Annotated in this window: 18 protein-coding genes; 6 read left to right on the top strand and 12 right to left on the bottom strand. The window is 61.1% G+C overall.

Features of this window, described 5'->3' with window-relative positions; all coding sequences use genetic code 11:
- Together NPS46_RS22420 and hglS are read right to left on the bottom strand one after the other, a co-directional pair.
- On the bottom strand, nucleotides 1-2,142 hold a 2,142-nt coding region (locus NPS46_RS22420; protein WP_274111105.1), incomplete at its 3' end, for an autotransporter outer membrane beta-barrel domain-containing protein.
- Nucleotides 2,143-2,771: 629 nt separating this feature from the next.
- A complete protein-coding gene (gene hglS, locus NPS46_RS22415) occupies nucleotides 2,772-4,172 on the bottom strand; it encodes a 2-oxoadipate dioxygenase/decarboxylase HglS (RefSeq protein ID WP_274111103.1) in 1,401 nt (466 codons plus the stop codon).
- A 483-nt stretch (nucleotides 4,173-4,655) separates the two neighbouring features.
- Between hglS and NPS46_RS22410 the strand changes: the two genes are divergently transcribed.
- Nucleotides 4,656-5,912: an aromatic amino acid transport family protein gene (locus NPS46_RS22410; RefSeq protein ID WP_274111101.1), complete on the top strand. Its 1,257-nt coding sequence runs from the start codon at nucleotides 4,656-4,658 to the stop codon at nucleotides 5,910-5,912.
- A gap of 82 nt (nucleotides 5,913-5,994) precedes the next feature.
- Here NPS46_RS22410 and NPS46_RS22405 read toward each other — a convergent pair whose 3' ends face one another.
- The 3 genes from NPS46_RS22405 to NPS46_RS22395 all read right to left on the bottom strand — a co-directional run bounded on the left by NPS46_RS22405 (nucleotide 5,995) and on the right by NPS46_RS22395 (nucleotide 11,948).
- The gene (locus NPS46_RS22405; protein ID WP_274111099.1) at nucleotides 5,995-10,005 is read right to left on the bottom strand and encodes an autotransporter domain-containing protein; all 4,011 of its coding nucleotides are present in this window, start codon (nucleotides 10,003-10,005) and stop codon (nucleotides 5,995-5,997) included.
- A gap of 212 nt (nucleotides 10,006-10,217) precedes the next feature.
- A complete protein-coding gene (locus tag NPS46_RS22400; protein ID WP_274111097.1) occupies nucleotides 10,218-11,483 on the bottom strand; it encodes an OmpP1/FadL family transporter in 1,266 nt (421 codons plus the stop codon).
- A gap of 165 nt (nucleotides 11,484-11,648) precedes the next feature.
- Nucleotides 11,649-11,948 (bottom strand): ArsR/SmtB family transcription factor, encoded by a 300-nt coding sequence (locus NPS46_RS22395; protein ID WP_274111095.1) that lies wholly within the window; start codon nucleotides 11,946-11,948, stop codon nucleotides 11,649-11,651.
- 287 nt (nucleotides 11,949-12,235) lie between these two features.
- On the opposite strand from NPS46_RS22395, the gene NPS46_RS22390 reads away from it, so the two are divergent.
- The 5 genes from NPS46_RS22390 to NPS46_RS22370 all read left to right on the top strand — a co-directional run bounded on the left by NPS46_RS22390 (nucleotide 12,236) and on the right by NPS46_RS22370 (nucleotide 17,214).
- Complete coding sequence (locus NPS46_RS22390; protein WP_274111093.1) at nucleotides 12,236-12,676, top strand: YeeE/YedE family protein; 441 nt, start codon at nucleotides 12,236-12,238, stop codon at nucleotides 12,674-12,676.
- Entirely contained in the window at nucleotides 12,673-13,086 is a 414-nt protein-coding gene (locus NPS46_RS22385; RefSeq protein WP_274111090.1) for a DUF6691 family protein, read from the top strand. Before NPS46_RS22390 ends, NPS46_RS22385 begins: the two co-directional genes overlap by 4 nt.
- 137 nt (nucleotides 13,087-13,223) lie before the next feature.
- A complete protein-coding gene (locus tag NPS46_RS22380) occupies nucleotides 13,224-13,724 on the top strand; it encodes a sigma-70 family RNA polymerase sigma factor (RefSeq protein ID WP_274111088.1) in 501 nt (166 codons plus the stop codon).
- Between the two features lie 11 nt (nucleotides 13,725-13,735).
- A complete protein-coding gene (locus tag NPS46_RS22375) occupies nucleotides 13,736-14,671 on the top strand; it encodes a FecR domain-containing protein (protein ID WP_274111115.1) in 936 nt (311 codons plus the stop codon).
- 185 nt (nucleotides 14,672-14,856) lie between these two features.
- Nucleotides 14,857-17,214 carry a TonB-dependent siderophore receptor gene (locus NPS46_RS22370; protein ID WP_425312778.1) on the top strand — a complete coding sequence of 786 codons (2,358 nt, stop codon included), beginning with the start codon at nucleotides 14,857-14,859 and terminating at the stop codon, nucleotides 17,212-17,214.
- A 484-nt stretch (nucleotides 17,215-17,698) separates the two neighbouring features.
- Here NPS46_RS22370 and NPS46_RS22365 read toward each other — a convergent pair whose 3' ends face one another.
- The 7 genes from NPS46_RS22365 to NPS46_RS22335 all read right to left on the bottom strand — a co-directional run bounded on the left by NPS46_RS22365 (nucleotide 17,699) and on the right by NPS46_RS22335 (nucleotide 23,802).
- Entirely contained in the window at nucleotides 17,699-18,454 is a 756-nt protein-coding gene (locus NPS46_RS22365; protein ID WP_274111084.1) for a LexA family transcriptional regulator, read from the bottom strand.
- A 229-nt stretch (nucleotides 18,455-18,683) separates the two neighbouring features.
- Nucleotides 18,684-19,211: an inorganic diphosphatase gene (ppa, locus tag NPS46_RS22360; protein WP_027617732.1), complete on the bottom strand. Its 528-nt coding sequence runs from the start codon at nucleotides 19,209-19,211 to the stop codon at nucleotides 18,684-18,686.
- Nucleotides 19,212-19,322: 111 nt separating this feature from the next.
- Nucleotides 19,323-20,135: a zinc-dependent peptidase gene (locus NPS46_RS22355; protein ID WP_274111082.1), complete on the bottom strand. Its 813-nt coding sequence runs from the start codon at nucleotides 20,133-20,135 to the stop codon at nucleotides 19,323-19,325.
- 18 nt (nucleotides 20,136-20,153) lie between these two features.
- Nucleotides 20,154-20,801, bottom strand: a complete 648-nt coding sequence (locus NPS46_RS22350) for a DedA family protein (RefSeq protein WP_274111080.1) — start codon at nucleotides 20,799-20,801, stop codon at nucleotides 20,154-20,156.
- Between the two features lie 208 nt (nucleotides 20,802-21,009).
- On the bottom strand, nucleotides 21,010-21,468 hold the full coding sequence (locus NPS46_RS22345; protein WP_274111078.1) for a GNAT family N-acetyltransferase: 459 nt from the start codon (nucleotides 21,466-21,468) through the stop codon (nucleotides 21,010-21,012).
- A 104-nt stretch (nucleotides 21,469-21,572) separates the two neighbouring features.
- Entirely contained in the window at nucleotides 21,573-22,397 is an 825-nt protein-coding gene (gene eutC / locus NPS46_RS22340) for an ethanolamine ammonia-lyase subunit EutC (protein WP_274111076.1), read from the bottom strand.
- Between the two features lie 10 nt (nucleotides 22,398-22,407).
- The gene (locus tag NPS46_RS22335; RefSeq protein WP_274111074.1) at nucleotides 22,408-23,802 is read right to left on the bottom strand and encodes an ethanolamine ammonia-lyase subunit EutB; all 1,395 of its coding nucleotides are present in this window, start codon (nucleotides 23,800-23,802) and stop codon (nucleotides 22,408-22,410) included.
- Between the last annotated feature and the right edge of the window lie 14 nt (nucleotides 23,803-23,816).

The following is a 23,816-nucleotide window of genomic DNA, read 5'->3' as shown; positions in this document are numbered from 1 at the left end:
CAGGCGTGGCTCAACCAGTACCTGCTCGGTCAGTTGATAGGTGTAGCCGGCGTTCAGGTTCAGACCCAGCAGGGTGCTGTCGTAGTCGGCCTTGGCCGTGGTACCGGCGATTTTGCGCTGGCCTTCGTTATCGTTCAGGCCATAGGTCAGGCTGGCGTCGGCGAAGTAGTTGCCTTGCTCGAAGCCGCCGTACAGGGTGAACGCGTGGCTATCGACTTTGGTTTTGTTGCCAGTCTTACTGTTGACGTCGGTGTTAAGGAAACTGTACGCCAGGCCCAGGGTCAGTTGGTCGCTGACCTTGCCATCGGCACCCACGGCAATCCCGCGGCTGTAGGCGTTGTAGCCGGCGATGCCGTCACGCTGGCCCTGGGTGGCGTCGCTGTACAGCGATTGAACCCAGACACCGGTCTGCGTGAAGGTTTCACCCGAGGACTGGCCGCGCGTCGAGCTGGTACGAGCGCTGCTGGTGTTGCTGATCAGGCTCTGGCTAGTTGTGGCGGCCTGGGAGGCGCCATTGATTTGCGGGGTCATCTGCTCAGCAATCGCGGCGACCTGCTGGGCGTCGGCATTGGCCAGCGCCTGGTAGAGCGGGTCGTTGGCGTTCAGGCGGCTCATCAGGCCATCGCGGCTGAAACTGGTCAGTGCCTGCTGGCTGTTGTGGCTACCACCCTGGCTGTTGATCAGGTCGCCCAACTGGTCGTCGCTCTTGGTCGTTACCTGAGCCAGCACTTCGTTGTTCTCGGCCTTGAACAGGTCGATATTGAGCAGGGCGGAGCTGCTGATCACGCTCAGACCGTTGTCTTCGAGGGTGCCGGCTTTGATCAGTTTGTAGGTGCTGCCGTCGGCTGTGAAATCGTTGCCCGAGGCGCCCAGCTTGATCTGCGAACCATCGGCGAACGCAGCGGTGCCGGTGACCGTCAGCACGGCTTTATCGGCGTCAGTGACCGGGCTTAGGATCATGCCCAGCGAGGAGTTGCCCGCTACAGACAGGTTGCCAGTGAAGACGCTATGGGCCTGTTCCAGGGAGAGATGGCCGGCATTATCGGCATCGGTGCCGATACGGATGTTGCCGTCTTTCGCCATGGTGATATCGGTCGGGCCGTTGAACTGCGTATTGCCCGTGACCGTCAGGGTTGTCAGCCCGAGCAGATGGCCGGTGACCTTGCTGCCATCGTTCAGGGTCAGGTTGACTTGTTTTGGCTTGGCTGCGCCGGTGGCGGCAGTGGCATCGAGCGCCGCGGTGGTGCCGATCAGGGTGCCGCTGTTGCTGATGTTCAACGCCGCATCGTCAAGGGTCGAGACAAACTCGCCAATACGAATGGCGGTGCCCCCCTGCGCCTCGATATGGGCGGAATTGAGGATATGCGCGCCGACGTCATCACCTTGGGTGAAATGAGCGCCATCGACATTCAGGGCGAACGACCCCTTGCCATCGGTGAACAACTTGCCAGTGTTTTCAAGGCCGCTCAGCTTACCGTTGGCCGAGCTAATCGCTCCGCCATTGCTCAGCCAGATTGCCGTAGCGCCGTCGCCAGTGGCCGAGATCGTGCCCTGGTTGACAAGCTTGCCGTCAAGGGTGGCCTGGTCGAATGCAATGCCCGTGGCACCTTGACCGTTAGCAATGATCTTGCCGGTCTGGTTGTTGAGCAGATCGCCTTTGATCCAGGACTCGCGCCCCAAGGACACGGCGATTGTATTGGCCCCTTCGGTGGCCAGGGTGCCGGTGTTGTTCAGGTTGCCTTCGAGGACCGCTTGGACGAGATGAAGGGCGACGGCATCGTCGTTCTTGACGGTAATGCTGCCGCTATGGGTGAGGTTGCCTTTGACGGCGTCGGCGCCGGCGTTAAGGCTGGTGTGTCCCGTGGCGCCCATGATGAAACCGGCTTTGACGTTAGCGCCCTCGAGCTCAACGGTGGTGGCGAGTTCGAGCTCGCCATTGGTAACGAGCGTGTCCAGGGAGAGCGCGTTGTTAATATCGCCGGTGATCTTACCGGTCAACTGGGTGAGTTCATTGTTGGCTGGGTCGGCTATCTCGTGTGTTGTCGTGATGGTGCCGATATCAATGGTTGCGGCATACGCCGGCAATGCCGTCGCGGTAATTGCCATGGCCAGAAGGGTCTTTCGAAAGGTGATAGGTCGCATTGGAGGTCCTTGGATGCTGGGAATGCCTTGGAGCTTCGCCGCGAAAGCACGCTAATAGCGAAGTGCCGGGGTTTGCAGGTGCGCATCCTAGGAGGGCTGACCGTGGGGTCAAGGTCATGGTGTTTGGCTAAACATTGCGGAAGGATATTTTCCTACATTGAAAAATCCTTCTGGACTACGTGAATGCTGGTGTCAGCGGGTTGCACAAGTGTTGTAAGTGAATTCTCTATTGCTCATAAGAATAAGAGGATTCTTATGTGTCGTTGTTCGACAGATCTCGCCAATCCGTAGACGCGAGCGTCGCCAAGATCGTCAGATTTTTGTCCCGCGTTACGTGGCGGCCACGAATGTTTTGAAACATCGCTGCGGTGTCATTTTTCGCGAATATGGCGTTGACCTCGATATCCTCGGGCCGGTCCTGGTCTCTGCCCCAGCCGGTATCTGTACGCTCAAGCGACTGGGCCAGTATCGGGGATGGGGGGCGGCAGTGATGGCCAGCGCAATGCTGGTCTGGCGAAATAAGCGGATATGCAGGTGAAGCGCCCTCGCGGTTGAAGCTCCCAGGCGCCGTCAACCGTACGGTTTCAGGCGGCCTGAGCCGGGGCGCGACAGAGATGTGGGTGGCTCCATCAAGCCGACAGTGCCTTCAAGCGTAGTTTTGCCGCGCACTCGGCCAGTGAGCGCCGCTGGGTATCGGCATAGAGTGTGAGTTCGTCCAGGGTGGTGCGGCCAAGGGCGTGCTCAAAGCTCTCCCGGTTAGCGCGCGTGGCAAATGAGCGCTGAGCGTCATCGCCCAGGTTGGATTGGAAAATGCCGGCCGCGCTGACAGGCAGGAAGTCTTCATACACCAGCGGCTCGAAGGTAATCCTGCCGTTTGCGATCAACGCCTGCAGATCGGTTGCCGACGGTGTGCCGTGATTGGCTAGGCCCTTGTCCGTGACGAAATAACGAAAGTAGGCCAGGCCCTGCTCACGCATTTCGGCCAGCGAGTCGGGGAAGGCGGCGAAGTGCTGTTGCTGGAGGGCGTTGTAGCGCTCGGCATTGGCTTCGTTGGGGGCAGCGCCCAGGGCTTGCCGCGAGGCGTCGAGCAAACGGTCGTAGAGCGCGCGCCCCTTGGGTGTGAGGGCGGCGCCGCGTTGTTCGATTTCACCGAAACGGGCCGAATGGCTGCCGCGCTCGTTGCCCTGTTGGTCGATAAAACTGATCGGTTCGTCGAGTGCCTTGAAGCTGGTCTGGCGCAACAGGATTGGGCACTGGCGCGACGGCGGTCCTTCGATCACGGCCTTGGGGGTGATGCCCTGGCGCGGCATTTCGGCCTGCACTCGGTCGATATCCAGGGTGCGCGGCGTCAGGTGATTGATATGCGGGCCGCGAAAGGCCACGACATCGGCAATCAGCCGGTGTTGTGCAGCCAGTTGCTGGTACTGGGCCAGGGTGACGGTGGCCCTGTCGTGCCAGCGAAAGGTTTCCAGGGCCTGGGCGACAAACACCTCGGCTTCGGCCGGGGTCAGTCCGCCCTGTGTTTCGCACTGCTCGATCAGTTCCAGCAGCCGGGGGGTGAAGATGTTGCGCTTGGCCAATGTGGCTTTAGCCAATTCGCGCAGTGACGCGGGCTCGATGACCTCCAGGCGCAGCAATGAGGTGAAGACCCGGAACGGGCTGATGTGCAACGCGCTTTCATGGACCGCGCGAAAGGCTGTGGAGTGCACGGGCACCCCGGCCGGCGTGAGGTCGTAATAGCCCACCGGCTCCATGCCCATCACCGCGAACAACCGCGCCAGGGTCGCCAGTTCCGTGGGCGTGCCGACCCGGATCGCACCATGCCGCTCGCTGTCCAGACGCTGGAGTTCCCCGGTTCTTTCCAGGCGGTGGGCGATGTCCGGCCGTTCGGCCATGACCTGGGCGTTGATCTGGGCAACCAGGCTCATCAGCGTCCCGTAGAGCGGTACCTCATGTCGATACATCGCGGACATGGCGCGGGAAAAATCGGCTCTTATCGTATCGCGGCTGATGAAATCTGCTGGGTTCATTGCGATCGTTTCTCTGCTGGAGGTGGGCGCTCGAAGGTGACCATCGCGGTCGTCGGGAGCGTCGCTGGCGGGGCTTATCTAAGCGAGGAAACATCGGGTCGTACAAGCGAAATTAAATCAGGGGGTCATTCCGAATATTCCGGATGTGGCGCGCTTGTACGCGCCCTTGAGCGGGTGCGAGTTTGCTCGCGATGGGCTCGCGCAGTGGGTGTTTTTTTGAACGGGTAAGGGGCCGTGAATCGCGTGCGCGCCCGCTCTAATCGAGCGGGATCGACGGGCTATTTACGGCGGAACGCTCTAAATAAGGGTTTCTGAATGTTTCTTCGTGGCGGGCTTAAGACGAATGGCTAGCACTCTTGGATATTATTTTGAACATTGTGTGTGATATTTTGCGCGCTGCTCGAAGTTTGGGCTGACAGGCAGCGACCTTGAGAGCGACCGCTGCGCGGATACCGCAATAACTATAAATAGCGAGAAGTGTTCATGAGCAATACCCCCCATGCCGTTTCCGGCGACGTTGGCCAGGAGCTCGTTGGCGAGTCATCCGGGCTGGAAGTCAAACGTCTGACCTTTGTCGAGGCGGTGGCAATGATTGTCGGCACCAATATCGGTGCGGGCGTGCTGTCGATGGCCTATGCCAGCCGTAAGGCCGGCTACATGCCGTTGCTGTTCTGGCTGGCGGTGGCCGGTATTTTCACCACCATTTCCATGCTCTATGTCTCGGAAACCACCCTGCGTACTCGTCGCCATCATCAGTTGAGTGGCCTGGCGCAGCGCTATGTCGGCTCCTTTGGTGCCTGGGCAATCTTTCTCTCGGTCGCGGTCAACAGCATCGGCGCGTTGATTGCCTATATGAGCGGCAGCGGCAAGATCCTCAGCGCGTTCTTTGGCATCAGCCCGGCGTTGGGTAGCCTGTTGTTCTTCCTGCCGGCAGCATTGGTGCTCTACCTCGGCCTGAAAGCCATCGGCAAGGGCGAGAAGTTCATCAGTATCGGCATGGTCAGCATGACCCTGGTCCTGGTGATTGCCACTCTGATCAATGAAAACACCGAGTTTGCCCGCCTGCTGGACGGTGACTGGGTCTACATGATCCCGGTGTTCAATATTGCGGTCTTCTGTTTCTCGGCCCAGTACGTGGTGCCGGAAATGGCTCGTGGTTTTGCCCATGATCCCAAGCGTCTGCCGGTGGCGGTGATTACCGGCATGGTCATCACCTTTATCCTGCTGGCCATTGTGCCGTTGTCGGTGATCTCCCTGACCGGCCTGGAAAACCAGAGCGAAGTGGCGACCCTGGCCTGGGGGCAGGCGCTGGGGCAGTGGGCGTTCTACACCGCCAACACCTTTGCGCTGTGCGCGATGATGACCTCGTACTGGGGCCTGGGTGGCAGCTTCCTGACCAACATCTTCGACAAGTTCCAGAGCCTGGGTTCGGAGAGCAACCCCAAGACCCGCCTGATGGTGCTGGCGATTGTCTGCGTTCCGCCCTTTATCCTGGCGTACAGCGGTATGGTCGGCTTTGTCAGCGCCCTGTATTTCGCGGGTGTGTTCAGCGGTGTGATCCTGTCGATCATGCCGATCCTGATGCTGCGTTCGGCACGCAAGAATGGCGACCTTACCCCGGCCTGGCAGTGTGGCTGGATTGCCCATCCGGCGATTCAGGTGGCCGTGGTGGTGCTCTATCTGTGCAGCATGGCGTATGCCATTTGCGGCGCGCTGGGCTGGTTGCCGGCGAGCTGGTAATGGCTGTCGAGCTGATGCGCCGATAAAAAACGCCCCGCTGAGTCGGGGCGTTTTCGTGTGCGGCGATAGCGATGCCAACGGCTCAGAAGCTGAAGTCGAGACCTGCCTGCAGCGCATTGGCCTGTCCATCGCTCCCCAGTTCGCCGTTGTAGCCCAGGGTGGCGTGTAAGCCAGGCGCCAGGGCCAGGCGGCCTTGCACGCTGGCCTGGAGTGCATCGCGCGGCACCTCGAGCCCCGCGACCTTGAAGGTTTCGCTGCCGTCGAAAGCCAGGGTGCGGTGCGTGTCGGTCTGCCCCACGGCACGTTGCCAGGCCAGGCTGCTCGACCATTCGAAACGCGAATCGGCCGGCTTCCAGCGGTGGCGCAGGCCGACACCCAGGAGCGTCAGGTCATTGCTGGCGCTTTTGCCTTGCAGGCGGCTATCGCCACCTTTTTCGTGGAATCCATCGGACTTCACCTGGACCTGGGTCAGCTCGACAAACGGCTCCAATTGGCTGTTGCCCTGTTCGATGGGGTAGCCGATTTCACTGAAGGCCTGGGAGACCCGCGCGTTGTAGCGCCCCTTGAGTTGTTGATGTTCGTTGCTCCAGCTCTCGCGTTTGCTGTCGATGTCATACCACGCCTGGCTGGCACCGAGGCGCAGGTTCAGCGGACCCAGGCGGCGGCTCGCATAACCGCCCAACTGGTAGCCGGTCGTGTCGGCGGACGAGTCGCGGCGCCCGAGGTTCAGCGAGCCGTCGCTGATGCCGCTGAGTACGCCCAGGGTCCAGTCGCCGGCTTGGCCATCGACACCCAGCACCAGGCTGTTGAGCTCATGCTTCAGGCTGGCCGCGTTGTGGTTGCCGTCGAGGCGCGCCTGTGCGTTCGATGCCTGTGTCCACAGGGTCAGGCCGTTATCGAACGTCTGCCCGGTTCCGCGTTGTGTCGTCGAGCGCTGCAGGCTGGCCTCGCGGACCACGTGGCTGTCTTGCAGCAGGGCGGTATTGAGGCTGGCATGCAACTCGCCGGACAGGCTGTCGAACGCCGCGGGTGCCTGGTCGCCGGTCAAGGTTGAAACGCGGTTGTACAGGTCGACATTGCCCAGGCTGTCCAGGGCTCCGGCGGCGGCCCGCTGATTGCGCGTCTGGGCGAAGTCGGCGAACTGGACGCTGTTGCGCGTAATGGCCTGCGTTACGCTGGTACCGGAGTAGTTCATGGAAAAGTCGAGGAAGGCAAAGGGATTGCCCAGCACCTGGCCGAAGGTCCCGCTGATGGCGTCGGCGGTCAGGATGGCGTTCTGCACCCCGGCGCGGTAGTTGGCCGTAGGTGAGAGCAGCGAGAGTTGCAGGTTGCTGCCGTTCAGATAGGCCGTGCCGCCGTTGACAATGACCTGGTCGGCGTTGCCGTTGGCATCGACCTCCACGCTGAATGTCGCGCCAGGGTCGAGCACCAGGTCACCATTGACCGTCAGGCTGCCAATCGAGTTGCCCGGGGCGAGGGTGCCGCCGGCTTCGATATGGGCGGCGCCGACCGTGCCATTGCCACCCAGCCGTGCGCCGTCGCGCACGGTCACGGCGGAGTGGGCGATTGAGCCATTGACCGCCAGGGTTCCCTGCTCGATCAGCGTGTCGCCGTGGTGGTTGAGGGTGCTGTCGAGGTTCCAGGTCCCGTTGCCCTGCTTGAGCAGTGTGCCGTTGAACAGGGTGCTGCCACTGACCGCGTCGGAGTAGCGTTGACGCTCGTCGCCGCTGAGAATCAACTGCGAGGCGCTGTTGGCGCCAATATCCAGATCACCGAGCAGGGTCGAGCCTTCATGCAGGTAAACCGTATTGGCATAGTTGCCGGACAGTTCGACTTTCCCGGAGATGCTGCCTTCGTTATGCAGGGTGATGGCTGCCCCGGAAGACAGCACCGCCCCTTCGCTGCCGCCGATGATGCGGCTGCTGCGATCATTGATCAGCAGGCCACCGCCTGCCAGGTTGACGGCCTGTACCGTGCCCTGGATCTGTGCGCCATCGAGGTTGTAGATGGACGCCAGGCTGGAGGAGGTATAAACCCCGTACCCCGATGAGATCAGGCTGCCGGCGCCGCTGTTGACCAGTTGCAGGGCGTAGTTGGCACCTTGCGGATTCAAGGTGCTGGTCTTGCCGTTGGGCAGTGTGTACTGGGGCACGTCGGTGGTGAGGAAAACCCCGTAGCGTCCGCCGGAAATCAGTGCACCATCGAGGTTGTACAGGTTGCTGGAGCTGCAGCCGGAGCTGCACTGGATCAGTACGCCGAAGTCGGCATTGCCGGTGATGGCGCTGCCCGGCCCCTGGTTGAGCAGGTCGCCGCCGGCGCCAAACGCCACGACCGCGCTGGCGCCATTCGCGGAACTGCTGGTCACGCCGCCGGTGATCACTGCGCCATCGCGGTTTTCCAACTGCGCTGTGCCGCCACTGATCACGACGCCGAAATTGCGCTCGCCCTCAATGCGGCTGCCCGCGCCGGCGTTGAGGACACTGCCGCCTTTTTCCAGCCAGATCCCCCGGGTATAGCCATAGACCGTGGCGCCATCGAGATTCTCCACCGTCCCGGCGCCGCCGGTCACGCTGATGCCAGTAACACGAATGCTGTCGCCGAAGGCTGCCACCGGTGGTTCCAGGCGGTCATTGCGCACGGCACTGATGACGCTGTTCTTGCCCTGGTTAAGTACCGAGCCGCCGGCTCCCAGGGTAAGGCCACGGGTCCAGCCCTGGATCACGCCCTCGCGGTTTTCCACCTGGCCGACGCCGGCAATGGAGACGGCCGCGGCGGTGGCTGAGGTGATGCGACTCTGCTCGTTGAGCAGTGTCGCGGTCGTTGTACTGTTGCTGATGCGCACGGCCGTGCCGCCACTTTCGATGCTGGCCCCGCCGGTGTTTTGCACGCTGCCCGAGAGCAGGCTGACGCCAACACCGGACACCATGCCGCCCTTGATCAGCGCACCGTTGCTGTTGATGACCTCGCCGGCATAGCCCGCGATATTGATGCCTGTTCCGCCGCCGGAGGTGCCCTGGTTGACGATATCGCTGCCCAGGCCATCGTTCTCGACACGGCCGCCATTCTTCAATTCGACGACGGTGCTGCCTGTGCTGTTGACCTTGGCGCCGTCGGTATTGCCCAGGCTGCTGTTGCGTCCGCCCAGGCTCACGGCTGCGGTACCGCCACTGATACTCGCACCACCACTGTTGAGGATATGGGTGGTGACAAAGTCGGTGCTCTGGATGCCGTAGCCGCCGGTATTGCCGCTGATCTTCGCGCCATCGCGGTTGCTGATGGTGCCGGTGATCTGCAAGGCCGCCGAGCCGCCCGAGAGGGTAATGCCATTGCCGGTGCTGCCGCCGCCAGGGGTTACGGCGCCGATAATCGAGGCGGTTTCTCCGCTGTTGCTGACACTGATTTCCTTGGTCGTACTGTTACCGGCCAGGCCTACGCCGGCGCGCGTCCCACGGATCTGCCCATGGTTCTCGACGTTGCCCTGTGCACCGGTGCCGCCTACGCCGTAGGAGTTGGTCGAGGTCAGGGTGTTGTTGATCGTGCCGTTGTTGAGCAGCATGGCACCGTTTTTCAGGTCGAGGGTCTGGTTGCTCAGCGTCACGCCGCTCGCGACCTCCAGGCGTGACAGCGTGCCATTGACGGTTACGGTCCCGGCGCTGGTGCCCAACGCACTGTTGCTGGCGGCCACAAGTGTGCCGCCGGTAACGGTGGTCGCGCCCGAGAAGGTATTGGCTCCGGACAGGAGCAGCGTGCCGGCGCCCGACTTGCTCAAGGCGCCAGTGCCGCTGATTGCTCCGCTCAGTTTCAGCGAGCCGTCGGCGCCGACGTCGACGCTGCGGGCGGTAGTGCTTGCCCAGGCGCCGGCCAAGCTCCAGTCGAGGGCCGTGTCCAGTGCCAGCGACTGAGTGCCGGCCAGGCTGTCGGCGCTGCCGTTTTCGGGCAGTGCCTGTACCAGCGGCGAGCTCAGCAGGGCACTGAGCCCAAGGCCTGTGAGCAACTGGGCGCTACCGGCTTTACGGGCGCCCCGGGCCTGCTCGCAGACCACTTGGGTGAGCCCCAGTGTGCGATTCCAGAGCGTTCGGTAAATCCTGTTCATCGGGTGTTCCTCGTATTCAAACCGCCTTGGCGCTGCCGGCGGAAACGGCAGCGTCAGGCCGCAGCGGTCCGCTTCGGCCGAATTTCGGCCAAAGGGATGCGCGCGGCGACGGGGCCGTGGTTAAGCGGTTGGGAGTGGGGGCTGCTGGTGGCGCAGGGGCCGGATGCCGTCAGGGCGTAGGGCGCGTCTTCGGGCGAGCAGATGTTGCGGGCTTAGAACTTCCAGGCGTAGGCAACGCCGAGGATGTCCTGGCTCATCTTCAGATTGGCTTCGCCGCCGCCGAATGCCGCGGAAATGGAGCCGTTGCCTTTAACGGTTTCCTCGAAGCCATGGGTATAGGCCAGGCTCAATTCGCCCTCGGGCGAGACGGCCCAAGTCAGGCCAACGCTCAGGTGGTCGCGAATCACGCCGGGCGCAAGGATGTTCAGGAACGTCTGTCTCCGTTGCACTGGTTGGTCGGCATGGCTGAAGCCGCCGCGCAGGGTCAGCGTAGGCGTCAACGCGTAGCTGGCGGCGAGCTTGTAGACCGTTACGTCCTGCCAGCCAAACCCCGGGCCATTTTTGGCGCCGAAATTGTCTCCGGCAAACACCTGGCTCAGATCGAATTTATTGGCGATCGAGCGCACGCTGCCGTACTTGATGTGCTGCACATCGGCGGCCACGGTCAGGGCCGGAGTGAGCTTATAGGACAGGCCGGCGCCATAGTTTTCCGGGATATCGAAGCTACCGCCATCGGCGAACAGACCGGCATAGCGATCAAATTCCCGGGCCTTGATCTTCGAAGACCAGGCCAGCCCCAGCGTCAGGTCGTCGGTCAACTGGCCCTGCCAGCCCAGGCGTAGGCCCCAACCAGTGGAGGTGTCGTGGTCACGGTCGTTGAGGTGGTCCGGGTCGCTGGAAAACACCGGGTTGGCGAAGGCGCCCAGGCCTTTGGCGGCAAAGCGCTGATAGACAAAGTTGACCCCCACGCCGATGGACTGGCGCTCGGTAAATTTGTAGGCAATCGAGGGCGTGATGAACAGCTGGGCCAGATCTACGCCAGCGCTGCCGGTGTTGCCGAAGGCGCCGTAGGGGTTGTGCTTGTAATCGGTGTTCATGCCGCCATTACCGTAGACCGCGACGCCCACCCCCAGGCGCTCATTGAGTTGCTTGCTGTAGCCAATCTCCGGCAGCAGGAAATATTTTTTCTGATTGGCGTCGTACTTGCCATTGGCGCCCGCTGCGTTGCCTTCGATTTCGGCGCTGCGATCAGGTGAGAACAACGTAGCGCCGATATCGAGCCGATTGCCGATCCAGACCGTGCCTGCCGGGTTGTTGGCGGCCGCGAGGGCGTCCTGGGGTTGGGCAATGCTGACCCCGGCCTGGCCCTGGGCCTTGATGCCGTAGCCGTGTACGAAGTAGCCATTGGTAGCGCTGGCCTGGCTGCTGATCGCCCCGCCCAAGGCGACCAGTGAAGCGAAGAGTGCTGTGGATTTCATGGTGTCTGCTCCTAAGAATATGACCGGTCTTGGCCGTCTCGGAGCTAACTATTAAATAAAATACATAATGTTTAACAATAATATTAAATGCTATTTATATCCCTAAAAAGAATAAGTGATATGGCACGGTGCCATTGGCTTTGGTGAGAGGGGATTGCAGGGAAATCAGGGTTGGGGGCAGTAAAGGGCGTAGAGCGTGCCGAGCAATTGCAGGGCCTTGGGGTCTTTGACCGAATAGAAAATGCGTTTGCCCTCGCGGCGGGTATCGACCAACCCTTCGGCACGCAACACGCCCAATTGCTGGGACAGATTGGGTTGCTGGATGCCCAGCAGCTCTTCCAGTTCACCGACAGAGCGTTCGCCCTGGCTCAATTGGCAAAGGAGCATCAGGCGATCCGGGTGGCTGAGAGAACGAAGGACGGTTGCAGCCTCCGTGGCTGCCTGACGCATCAGCTGAATATCCATGTGTCCGTGAAAGCCCCGGTAAGCGGATAGGAGCTGCACAGTATAAGAAAAACATTTTCATTTCTGAAAAAAAACTGCCGCCGACGCGGTGTCGATGCCGACGCAATCCGGACGTTGATGCGGGTCAAGGGTTCCCGGCCCGGCTATTGACGGAGCAGGGTGGGCATACATTATTATAAATAATATATTGTAATAATGAATATTGAACCGTACGGCTCATGTTCCGCCCGCCATGCCATTGGGGGGCTGGCGCGAGCCAGTAACTTCGAGGCTCCAGAGAGTACGAGATGACAATCGACTGGACACATTTCACCTGGCTAACCGGGCTGTTGGGCGGACTGCTGATTGGCCTGGCCTGCGCGGTGCTTTTGCTGGGAGCCGGCAGGATCGCTGGCGTCAGCGGTATTCTTGGTGGGCTGTTACGTCGCGAGCCGGGGGATTGGCTCTGGCGCGGGGCATTTGTTTTTGGGCTGCTGCTGGCGCCCTCGGTCTATGCACTGTTCAGCGAGCGTTCGCCCGTGCATATCGAGACCGCCTGGCCGTTGTTGCTGCTGTCGGGCGTGTTGGTCGGTTTCGGCACGCGGTTGGGCAGTGGCTGCACCAGTGGGCACGGTATCTGCGGGTTGGCCCGGCATTCGCGCCGCTCGTGGGCCGCGACGCTGACCTTCATGCTGGCAGGCGTCGCGACGGTCTACGTGACGCGGCATCTGCTGGGAGGTGCGCTATGAGAAACCTGATTGCAGGCATATCGGGCCTGGTGTTTGGCCTGGGGTTGATCCTTTCCGGCATGACTGACCCGCACAAAGTCCTCGGTTTTCTGGATATCACTGGCCTTTGGGACCCTTCGCTGGCGTTTGTCATGGGCGGGGCGGTGTTGGTGGCCGCGCTGGCATTCGCCATTGCCGGGCGCCGTGGCGCGTTGGTGCGCCTGCCGGTGGCTGTCGATAGGCGCCTGTTGCTGGGCGCAGTGCTCTTCGGGATCGGCTGGGGGCTGGCGGGCATTTGCCCCGGCCCTGCGATTGTCCTGCTGGGCAGCGGCTCCAGCGATGGTGCGATCTTTGCCATCGGAATGGTCGGCGGGATGGGCCTTTTTTGCTTACTGGATAGGCGCATTAAATCGGGCACCTCGCAAGGTTAAGTGGGCGATGCTGCTGTTTGTTTTGCCCTGCGCATTGAGCGCCCTCCGGCCACCTTATTGGCGCAATGCCTCTTGCACGAACCGCCTTTGCCCGAAATAATGCGATCAATTACCATTTGCATATTTAACGGCCCCCTATGTCCGCGCTCGAGCCTCTGGCACTCCACCAGCTTTACTCCGAACACAACGGTTGGCTGAAAGGCTGGTTGCGCAGTCGTTTGGGCAATTCGGCCGATGCGGCGGATTTGGCCCAGGACACCTTCGTGCGGGTCATGACGGCGCGTAATGCTGCGCCGATCCGAGAGCCGCGGGGTTACTTGAGTGCAATTGCGCGCTCGCTGTTGATCGACAAGTCGCGGCGACGGGCGATTGAACACGCATATCTGTTCGCCTTGGCGCAGAAGCCTGAACCGGTCGAAGTGTCACCTGAGGTGCGCTTGTCCATTCTCGAGATGCTGGTGGCGGTCGACAGCCTGCTGGACGAATTGGGCAAGCGTACCCGGGAGATTTTTCTGTCGGTACAGCTGGACGGGCAGACCTATGCGGCAGTGGCCGAACGTCTCGGGGTCTCGGTCACGACGGTGAAGAATCATCTGGTGCGGGCCATGACCGAGTGCCTGCTGCTGGCGGATAGCTGATGAGTGCGGTGCTGGATCGTCGGACTCTTGAGGCAGCAGCGACCTGGTATGTACAGCTCAACGATGGCGTGGTGGACGAGACCTGCACCCAGGCCTGGCAGCAATGGTTGGGTGCAGATCCTTTGCACGCCGAGGCGTGGGCGCGGGTCGAGGCGTTCCAGCGGCAGTGGGCAACCGTGCCCCTGCATGCCGCCCGGTCGAGCCTGGACGCCGCCCAGGCGCAGCGCCGCGAGGTCTTGAAGATCCTCAGCGTGCTTCTGGCGGTCGGGGGGGCAACCTGGATGGTCGGCCAGCCGTTGTCGAATCATGGCCTGCTCGCTCAGCAGAGCACGGGGGCGCGCGAGCGTCGTTCGCTGCGCCTGGAAGATGGCTCGCAGGTGGAGCTCAACGCCAACACGGCGCTGGATGTGAGCTTCGACGGACAGCTTCGGCTTATCCGTCTGTATCGCGGGGAGATCCTCGTGCAAACCGCCCAGGATCCTGGGCTGAGGCCCTTTGTCGTCGAGACCATGGACGGGCGCATTCACGCGCTCGGGACGCGCTTCAGCGTGCGCCAGATGGCAGACCAGACCCGGGTCGGCGTGCTGCAGTCGGCGGTTGAGATCCGTCCGCGCCGCCATCCGGAGCGGGTGACGCGCCTGGATGCCGGTCAGCAGGCGGCCTTCGATCATGATCGCGCCGATCGTGTGCACGCCTTGCCGGCGGACTCGACCGCCTGGGTCCAAGGCATGCTGAGCGTTAACGAATGGCGCCTTGGGGACTTCGTCGATGAACTCGGGCGCTATCGTCCGGGTGTACTGCGTTGCGCGGGGGCGGTCCGGGACCTGAGCATTTCCGGCGCATTTCGTCTCGATGATACCGATGCGATCCTGGAAAACCTGGCCAGGACGTTGCCGGTGACGGTGCGCTACCTGACCCGCTACTGGGTCAGTATCGAGGCCGCCTGAACCGTCACGGGCAGAAAATGTTCGGGGCGCCTTGCTGATTCCGATTCTCATCCGTCAATGACAAGAGCCGCGATGACAGCGGATTTCTGCCATGACAACGGAAGGATCATTCCATGCCCCAGCTTTGCTTCTCTCCCTCGGTTTCATTGTCTCGTGCCATACGCCTGGCGATCTTCGGCCTGACGATGGCGAGTGTACCGGGGGTGGTGCTGATACCAGCAACGGCTCAGGCCCAGAGCCGCATCGCCTATCACATTGGCGCAGGCCCGCTGGGTAGCGCGCTGACCCAGTTCGGGGTGCAGGCCGGTGTGACGATTTCCTTCGACCCGCGCCAGATACACGCGCTGACGACCCCGGGCCTTGACGGCGCCTACGGGATTGATGAAGGGCTGGCGTTGCTGCTGTCCAATAGTGGCTTGCAGGCTCAGCGCCAAGCCAACGGCGGTTATCTGCTGGTCCAGGACGGCTCCTCGGGCGCGGTGGTGCTCGGCGCCACCAATGTCGACGGGCAATCCTTGGGCGCTACGACCGAAGGCACCGGTTCCTACACCACGGGCTCGAGCAATACGGCAACCAAGCTCGCCCTGAGCCTGCGGGAAACACCGCAGTCGGTGACGGTGATCACCCGTAAGAAGATGGACGACCAGAACATCCAGAACCTGGACGATATCGCGCGCACGGCGACCGGTATCACCCTCACCAAGATCGGCACTGACCGCTCTACCTATTACTCACGCGGCTTCGAGATCAGCGACCTGCAATATGACGGAATTGCGACCAACATCTCGGAAAACTACTCAATGGACGTTATGTCCACTTCGAACATGGCCCTCTATGATCGCGTCGAAGTCGTCCGCGGGGCGAATGGCCTGATGCAGGGGACGGGCAATCCGTCGGCGGCGATCAACCTGGTGCGCAAACGACCGACCCAGGACTTTCGCTTGGGCGCGGAGCTGGGGGCAGGCTCCTGGGACAACTATCGTAGCCAGGTGGATGTTTCCGGGCCATTGACCTCCACGGGCAATGTTCGCGGCCGCGCAGTGGCCTACTACAACAACGCCAACAGCTACAGGGACGGCTCCGAGCGGGACAACCAGTTGCTGTATCTGGTTGGGGAGGCGGATCTCAACGACGCCACCGTGTTGACGGTAGGTGCCACTATTCAGAAGGACAACCAGAACGGCTATGACTGGGGAGGCTTGAATACCCGCCGTGACGGCTCGTTCTATCCGCTTTCGCGTTCCACCAACCTCAACGGCCAGTGGGCCCATCTGGATCGCAACAACTACACGCTGTTCAGCGATGTTACGCACAGCTTCGACAATGGGTGGAAGTTGACCCTGGCCATGAATGCGATCTGGTCGGACGCCGACTTCCTCTCCGCGTATCCGAATCGGGTATCGGGTGACAACTATCGCATGACCGTCTCCCAGGCGGACTACGAAGATACCCAGTTCGCGCTGGACCTCTATGCTACCGGTCCCTTCGAGCTGTTTGGCCGCAAGCACCAGTTGATGCTCGGGGCCAACAGTCGCAAGGACGAGTTCGACGCGGTGATCAAGAGCGCCACCAACAACCCGACGATCAACATCACCGACTTCGACCACAGCGCTCTGCCCAACCCCATCCTCAATGCAATTGGCTCGGACTATAACTACACGCGCAAGGAGCGTGGCCTGTATGGCGCCTCGCGCTTCAGCCTTACGGATGACCTGAGCCTGATCGTCGGTACGCGGGTGAGTTGGTCGGACTACAAAGTGGCCAGCCCCTTCACCAATGATCAATATCGCGAGAATGGCCGGCTGGTGCCGTATGCCGGGCTGGTATTGGACCTGGACAAGCATCACACCTGGTACGCCAGCTACACCGAGATCTACAAGACCCAGAGTTACTACGGGGTCGGCAATACCCTGCTTGACCCAATTGAAGGCGAAAACTACGAAACGGGCATCAAGGGGGAGTACTTCGATGGCCGCCTAAACACCTCGCTGGCCATTTTTCAGACCAACCTGGAGAACATGCCTGAGGCATTGTCGGTGTTGCCCACCTGTGGCGTGACCGGGACAAGCAAGTGCTATGAAACCGGCGCGAAAGTGCGTAACCGCGGCTTTGAACTGGAGATTTCCGGAGAGCCGTTGGAGAACTGGAACGTCAGCGCTGGCTACACCTACAGCGATCCCGAGTATGTGGCCGGCAGTAGCAAAGGCTCGGACTACTACCGCAAGATCCCGCGTCGCCTGCTCAAGGTGTCGACGGACTACCGCTTGCCCGGTGTCCTCGACCAATGGCGTGTGGGTGGCGACGTATATGCCCAGAGCCGCACTGCTGCCGATGTGACTGGATACGCTATCGAACAAGGTGGCTACGCGTTGCTCAACCTGCATGCCAATTATCAAATCAACCAACAGTTCAGCGTGCAGTACAACCTCAATAACGTCCTGGATAAGGTCTACTACCAGTCCTTGCCAACGTCCAACAACTTCGGTGGCCTGTACTATGGCGATCCGCGCAATTTTGCGCTCACGTTACGCTACCAGTACTGATGCAAGGGCCAGGGGGTGACGCCTCGGGGATATCCCGCTCGTGTGACCTTGCCCGGCCAGCGTGTGCCAGAAGCCTTCATTCGCTTCCAGATCAAGAGGCCGTGAGTCGGTAGAAGTACCGACCAGCCGCGCAATGACCGTTCAAATGCTCGGCAAGAAACCAGCGCACGTGCTCGGTTCGCCTGGTCCAGGGGGGGGGCGCAAGGTTTGAGATGGCTTTTCAAGCGCGCATTAAAAAGCCGGCTTGTGGCCGGCTTCTCGGGGACTGGCTTGGCTTATTTTTGGTAAGCCGCGCCAGCCTTCAAAACGTACATCCAGATTCTGGCGTCTGGCTGCGGGACTTGGCAGGCAGTGGCTTGCGTCGTCGGGGCGATCCGGCCTGCGCTGGGCAGGGGGAGGCCAAATGTGCCGCGCAGCATACGGGATTTGACTTCGCTTGCCCAGTAAAAAGGCCTGCCAAAGCCCCTTTTTGGGGCGTCGACGCTTAGATAAACGGCACTGGCGGGCGTCGTCGGTTGAGTGTCGACCACCAGAACACCCACCCCAATATCCGTACCCGTTGCCTGTCCAGCTGTTCGGCGCTGCAGATTTCGTCGGGGTACTCGGCGCTGTTGTGGCTGCGCAACCGTAGTCCCGAACCGGGTAGGCGATAGAGGTATTTCACCCGGAGCATGCCGTCCTGTTCGAGGGCGTAGATTTCGCCGTCCACAATCTGGGTCAGGCTGCGATCCAGGGCAATGGTGGAGCCGTCCTGGATTTTCTCCGCCATGCTGTTGCCGACCATGGGCGCGCAAATGGCCTGGTCGGGCTCGACGCCCATGACCTGCAGTACGCGCAAGGGCAGGCGTACACGCGCATGGGGGGCGGTGCTGATGCGGGTCTGCCTGGCGTCGGCACTGATAGCGACTTCCTGGAGCAGTTGTACTTCGACGTCGTTGCTATCGGCGCTGGTCGGAAGATAGTGCTGGCGGGGAGTCATGATCTTGTAGCTGTGAGAGGGGGTGGAGGGATCGGCTGGCTGCTGGGTGCTACCTGGGTGTTTCGCACCCTCGCCAGTGCGCAGCCACCGGCTGTTGACGCTCAACAGTTCGGCAATTTCATCCAGGCGTGCCATGGGGATGCCGCGCTTGAACCAGTTATTGACATGCTGAGGCGTAACGCGCCGATTGGCAGCGAAGTCCGAAGCGGATAATTGGCACTCCCTTAGAAGCGCTCTTAAGCGGTCACCAGATGTTTTCATGGCGAAACAGTCTACTGAGGCATCATCGCCGTTTAAATAAACGATGCGTTCAATATTCATGGCTATTCGACTAATTTTCTTTGTATTTCGGACCACTTGCCTACAAAGTTCAGGATGACGATCCGCTTTTAGCCGAAGTAAACATGAGGTTTATTTCTGGCGCTTGGCCATGAAAAAGCCCCGAGAGATCGGGGCTTTTTATGTTGCAAGTGTTTGCAGGCTATTGCGATCAGCCTTTGTAAGCAGCAACCGACTTCATGATCTCGGCGCGAGCCGCTTCAGCGTCGCCCCAACCGTCGATCTTCACCCATTTGCCTTTTTCGAGATCCTTGTAGTTCTCGAAGAAGTGCTTGATCTGTTCCAGCAGCAGGGCTGGCAGGTCGGTGTACTCTTTGACGTCGACATACAGCTGGGACAGCTTGTCATGCGGAACCGCGATCACTTTGGCATCGCCGCCGCCGTCATCGGTCATGTTCAGGATGCCGACCGGGCGAGCGCGGATAACCGAGCCTGGTGCTACCGGGTACGGGGTCACCACCAGCACGTCGAGGGGGTCGCCATCGTCGGCCAGAGTGTTGGGGATAAAACCGTAGTTAGCCGGGTAGAACATCGGGGTGGCCATGAAACGGTCAACGAACAGGCAGTCGCTGTCTTTATCGATTTCGTACTTGATCGGCGCGTGGTTGGCCGGAATCTCGATTGCGACGTAGATGTCGTTTGGCAGGTCTTTGCCAGCCGGAATCTTGCTGTAGCTCATTGGGCGGTGCCCCCGTAGTTGACCAAATAAATTGGCCGGATTGGCCGAAAAGTGGGCGCGATTATAGGCACATTCGGACAACGATGCTACGTGCCACCCGGAGGATAGACCTTAGTCGGATACCTGGTAGGCCGGGTGGCTCGCCTGTAATCGCTGCAGCCTGGCCAGCGGGTCCTGGCGATAGAACTGCTGCAGTTGTCGATAAACCTGCGGGAAGGTTTCGTAGAGTAAATCGGGGGCACTAAAGAAGTATTCGCTGGTGACAGCAAAGAATTCCGCCGGGTTTTCCGCGGCATAGGGATCGATGGTGGTCTGGGCGTCAGGGTTGGCGTCCAGTTGACGGTTCATCTCATCATAGGCGCTCTGCATCACCTGGGCCCATTCGCTGACGCGCATATCGCTGTGCAGGGGCGGCAGGCCATTGGCGTCACCATTGAGCATGTCGAGTTTATGCGCCAGTTCGTGAATCACCAGGTTGTAGCCATCCCAGCCGCCGCTGGCGAGTACGCCGGGCCAGGCCAGGATAACCGGACCTTGTTGCCAGGCTTCGCCACTGTGTTCGCCACTCCATTCATGCTCCACACCAGTGGCATCGCGATGGCGCTGGGGGCTGATGAAATCGTCGGGGTACAGCACGATTTCATGGAAGCCCTGGTACCAGTTCAGGTCACCCAAATGCAGCAGCGGTAGTTGTGCCTGGGCGGCCAGCAGCAAGCGTTCCTCCTGGTGCAGTTCAACACCGGGCAGGGGGCTCAGGTACTTGCTGTCGAGAAACAACACGCTGCTTTCGCGCAGCCACTGGTCTTCGTCTGCGCTCAGCCCGTCCAGAAAGCTCAGGCGATGGCGTACGCGCGCCCAGGTCTCATCGCAAACCGGATGGCGCGCCAGGATTCGGCGCCGGCGCCAGGCGCTCAGTGACCACATGATCGAAGGCCGCTCGACTCAGGCTTTGCTGGCCGATCGTCCGAGCCGGCTACGCACGAGCCCGACAATCATCGGTACCAGCGACAACAGGATGATGCCGACCACCAGCAATGACAGGTTCTTTTTGATAAAGGGGACGTTGCCGAAGTAGTAGCCGAGGGTCACCAGGCCGCCCACCCAGAGAATGGTGCCGAACACGCTGAACATGAAGAAGCGCGGGTAGGGCATTTTCGCAATACCGGCCACAAAGGGGGCAAAGGTCCGCAGGATGGGCAGGAAACGCGCCATGGTCACGGTCTTGCCACCATGACGATCATAGAAATCATGGGTCTGCTGCAGGTAGTCGCGGCGGAAGATCTTCGAGTTGGGATTGCTGAACAATCGCTCGCCGGCTGTTCGTCCGATCACATAGTTGGTGCTGTCGCCAAGAATGGCCGCGATCATCAGCAGGCCGCCCAGCAGCACCGGGTCCATGCCGCCACCGGCGGCTACGGCGCCGGCAATGAACAGCAGGGAATCACCGGGCAGGAACGGCATGATCACCAAGCCGGTCTCGCAAAAAATCACCAGAAACAGAATGGCGTAGATCCATGGCCCGTAATTGGTTACCAGCAAATCGAGGTACACATCGAGATGCAGGATCAGATCTAGCGGGTTGAAATCCATGTATGGCACCTGTGTCGGCGACCCGGCTCGGCAGGCCTGTGCAGAAGGGAATAGACAAAAAGCTGGCAAATAATTGCGAACTTTCTTATAGATTTTCAGAGCTTGGCATTATACGGGGCGGAGCCGGGTGTGTTTGCAGAGTTTGTAGCGAGGGATTTCGAATAGGCGCGTGCGCGGCCTGCATGTGCAGACCGGCCGGGTAACGGGTTTACTCGTCGCTGATGGGCAGTACGTAGTTCTTGAATTCGCTGTCTTCGCGAAAACCTATGGATTCATAGGTTTTCTGGGCGACCAGATTATCGCTGCTGGTGGAAACGCGCATGCGCACCGCGTGGGTTTCACGAGCCATTTTCTTGGCCGTCTTGATCAGATGGTCGGCAACGAGCATGCGCCGGGCATCTTCAGCCACGTAGATATCGTTGAGGATCCACACACGCTTGAGCGACAGCGAGGAAAAGCTCGGGTACAGCTGGCAGAAGCCCAAGATCCGGCTGTCGTCGTCATCCGGCAGGGCCAGATAGATCACCGACTCTTTGCGGCGCAGGCGCTTCTCCAGAAAGCTGCGGGATGAGTCCGGCAGTGGCAGCGCGCCATAGAACTCGCGGTATTTGATGAACAACGGGGTCAACAGGTCCAGGTGCTCCAGGGTCGCTTGAGTAATCCGCATCGATAAGCCTCAACTTCAAATGGATGTGACGGCAAGCGGTTCACTCTGGCAGCCGTGGGTCAGATGCTGCCTAAAGCGGCGAAAAAGCGCAATCATCATGGATTTCAATGATCCCTGGGGCCAAGCAGGAAGTTGCCGGCCGGTGAGTCCAGCGCAGCGCTTTCCAGGGTTTGCACTTGTGCCTCGTCCTTGAGGTTGACCCCGGACAGCTGGCGGCGACAGGCCTCGCGCATCAGGTAAAGCAGGCGGTGGGCGGCCATGCCGTAGCTCAGGCCTTCCAGGCGTACATTGGAAATACAGTTGCGATAGGCATCGGTCAGCCCGACCCGTGGCGTGTAGGTGAAATACAGGCCCAGGCTGTCCGGCGAGCTGAGCCCCGGGCGTTCACCAATCAGGATAACGGTCATTTTTGCCCCGAGTAGCTCGCCCACTTCATCGGCCACCGCGACCCGGCCCTGTTGCACCAGGATCACGGGTGAGCGGGTCCAGCCTTCGGCAGCGATCTGTTCCTCCAGGCGCCCGAGAAACGGCAGGGTATGCCGATTTACCGCCAATGCCGACAAACCATCGGCCACCACAATGGCGAGGTCGACGCCGCCGGGGTTGCTCCGGGCATGGGCGCGCAGTTGTTCGGCCGAGTCGTCACTGAGCCTGCGTCCCAGGTCGGGGCGTTGCAGATAGCTGTGCCGATCGCTGGCAGCGCTGTGCAGCAGCAGGCTGGCATGCCCGCGCTCGGCCAGTTGGCAACTGATGCCGGCGTGATCGAAGGGCAGGTGCACTGCATCGCGAGCCTGGGCGTGGGCGTACTGAAAATCCAGCTGGGCCTGGGTGGGCAGGCTGGTGCCGGTGCGCCCCAGGGCGATGCGTGCCGGGGTCAGGCGGCGTAGTTCCAGCCAAGGGTTGCTGCTGTCGGTGGGGGTCTTGTCCATTACCTGTCCCTTATCCCAGTTGCGCCAGGGCCTGGCGAAAAGCCGGCGGCAGATTGTCGCCAAACCGCACCCGGCCATCGGCCTGGGTGAAGATGCCGGTCCTGGCCAGCCATTGCTCGAACTCCGGCGCCGGCTTGAGCCCCAGGGTCTGGCGGGCATAAAGCGCGTCGTGGAAGGAGGTAGTCTGGTAGTTGAGCATGATGTCGTCGGAGCCGGGGATGCCCATGATGAAGTTGATTCCGGCCACGCCCAGCAGGGTCAGCAGGGTGTCCATGTCGTCCTGGTCGGCTTCGGCGTGGTTGGTGTAGCAGATGTCGCAGCCCATGGGCACGCCGAGCAATTTGCCGCAGAAGTGGTCTTCCAGACCGGCGCGGATGATCTGCTTGCCGTTGTAGAGGTATTCCGGGCCGATAAAGCCGACCACGGTGTTGACCAGAAACGGCTTGAAGTGGCGGGCGACCGCATAGGCACGGGTTTCGCAGGTTTGTTGGTCGACGCCGTGATGGGCGTTGGCCGACAGCGCGCTGCCCTGGCCGGTTTCGAAATACATCAGGTTCTGTCCAAGAGTGCCGCGGTTCAGGCTCAGGCCTGCGTCGTAGCCTTCTTGCAGGACATTGAGGTTGATGCCGAAACTGGCGTTTGCCGCTTCGGTGCCGGCAATCGACTGGAACACCAGGTCCAGGGGCACGCCACGGTTGATCGCTTCGATCGAGGTGGTGACATGGGTCAGCACGCAGGCCTGGGTCGGAATGTCATAGCGCTGGATAATCGCATCGAGCATTTCCAGCAAGGCGCAGATCGAGGAGAGGCTGTCGGTCGCCGGGTTGATGCCGATCATGGCATCGCCGTTGCCGTAGAGCAGGCCGTCGAGAATGCTGGCCGCAATACCCGCCGGCTCGTCCGTGGGGTGGTTGGGCTGCAGACGCGTGGACAGGCGACCGCGCTGGCCCAGGGTGCCGCGAAAACGGGTGATCACGCGGATCTTCTGGGCCACCAGCACCAGGTCCTGAACGCGCATGATTTTCGAGACCGCGGCGGCCATTTCCGGCGTCAGCCCTGGCGCCAGGGCGCGCAGGCTCTGTTCGTCGGCGGCGTCGCTGAGCAGCCAGTCACGAAAGCCGCCCACGGTCAGGTGGCTGACGGTGGCGAAGGCCTGGCGATCATGGGTGTCGATGATCAGTCGGGTGACTTCATCGGTTTCATAGGGGATCAGGGCTTCTTCGAGAAAGTGCTTGAGCGGGATATTGGCCAGGGCCATCTGGGCCGCGACCCGCTCGCCATCGTTGAGGGCGGCGACGCCGGCCAGAAAGTCACCCGAGCGGGCCGGGCTGGCCTTGGCCATGACGTCCTTGAGGTCGTCGAAGCGGTAGGTTTGCGCGCCGACGGTGTGTGCAAAACTTGCCATACAGATTCTCCGGA

The organism is Pseudomonas putida (assembly GCF_028682395.1).
GTDB classification, from domain to species: Bacteria; Pseudomonadota; Gammaproteobacteria; order Pseudomonadales; family Pseudomonadaceae; genus Aquipseudomonas; species Aquipseudomonas putida_AB.
Note: the sequence above shows the minus strand (reverse complement) of the source record. Positions and strands in the feature narration are given on the sequence as shown.

What these genes read in the sequence shown, in the direction of transcription:
- hglS (WP_274111103.1), bottom strand. Translation starts at nt 4,172, where the DNA reads ATGAACCCAGCAGATTTCATCAGCCGCGATACGATAAGAGCCGATTTT.
- NPS46_RS22410 (WP_274111101.1), top strand. Translation starts at nt 4,656, where the DNA reads ATGAGCAATACCCCCCATGCCGTTTCCGGCGACGTTGGCCAGGAGCTC.
- NPS46_RS22405 (WP_274111099.1), bottom strand. Translation starts at nt 10,005, where the DNA reads ATGAACAGGATTTACCGAACGCTCTGGAATCGCACACTGGGGCTCACC.
- NPS46_RS22400 (WP_274111097.1), bottom strand. Translation starts at nt 11,483, where the DNA reads ATGAAATCCACAGCACTCTTCGCTTCACTGGTCGCCTTGGGCGGGGCG.
- NPS46_RS22395 (WP_274111095.1), bottom strand. Translation starts at nt 11,948, where the DNA reads ATGGATATTCAGCTGATGCGTCAGGCAGCCACGGAGGCTGCAACCGTC.
- NPS46_RS22390 (WP_274111093.1), top strand. Translation starts at nt 12,236, where the DNA reads ATGACAATCGACTGGACACATTTCACCTGGCTAACCGGGCTGTTGGGC.
- NPS46_RS22385 (WP_274111090.1), top strand. Translation starts at nt 12,673, where the DNA reads ATGAGAAACCTGATTGCAGGCATATCGGGCCTGGTGTTTGGCCTGGGG.
- NPS46_RS22380 (WP_274111088.1), top strand. Translation starts at nt 13,224, where the DNA reads ATGTCCGCGCTCGAGCCTCTGGCACTCCACCAGCTTTACTCCGAACAC.
- NPS46_RS22370 (WP_425312778.1), top strand. Translation starts at nt 14,857, where the DNA reads ATGGCGAGTGTACCGGGGGTGGTGCTGATACCAGCAACGGCTCAGGCC.
- NPS46_RS22365 (WP_274111084.1), bottom strand. Translation starts at nt 18,454, where the DNA reads ATGAAAACATCTGGTGACCGCTTAAGAGCGCTTCTAAGGGAGTGCCAA.
- ppa (WP_027617732.1), bottom strand. Translation starts at nt 19,211, where the DNA reads ATGAGCTACAGCAAGATTCCGGCTGGCAAAGACCTGCCAAACGACATC.
- NPS46_RS22355 (WP_274111082.1), bottom strand. Translation starts at nt 20,135, where the DNA reads ATGTGGTCACTGAGCGCCTGGCGCCGGCGCCGAATCCTGGCGCGCCAT.
- NPS46_RS22350 (WP_274111080.1), bottom strand. Translation starts at nt 20,801, where the DNA reads ATGGATTTCAACCCGCTAGATCTGATCCTGCATCTCGATGTGTACCTC.
- NPS46_RS22345 (WP_274111078.1), bottom strand. Translation starts at nt 21,468, where the DNA reads ATGCGGATTACTCAAGCGACCCTGGAGCACCTGGACCTGTTGACCCCG.
- eutC (WP_274111076.1), bottom strand. Translation starts at nt 22,397, where the DNA reads ATGGACAAGACCCCCACCGACAGCAGCAACCCTTGGCTGGAACTACGC.
- NPS46_RS22335 (WP_274111074.1), bottom strand. Translation starts at nt 23,802, where the DNA reads ATGGCAAGTTTTGCACACACCGTCGGCGCGCAAACCTACCGCTTCGAC.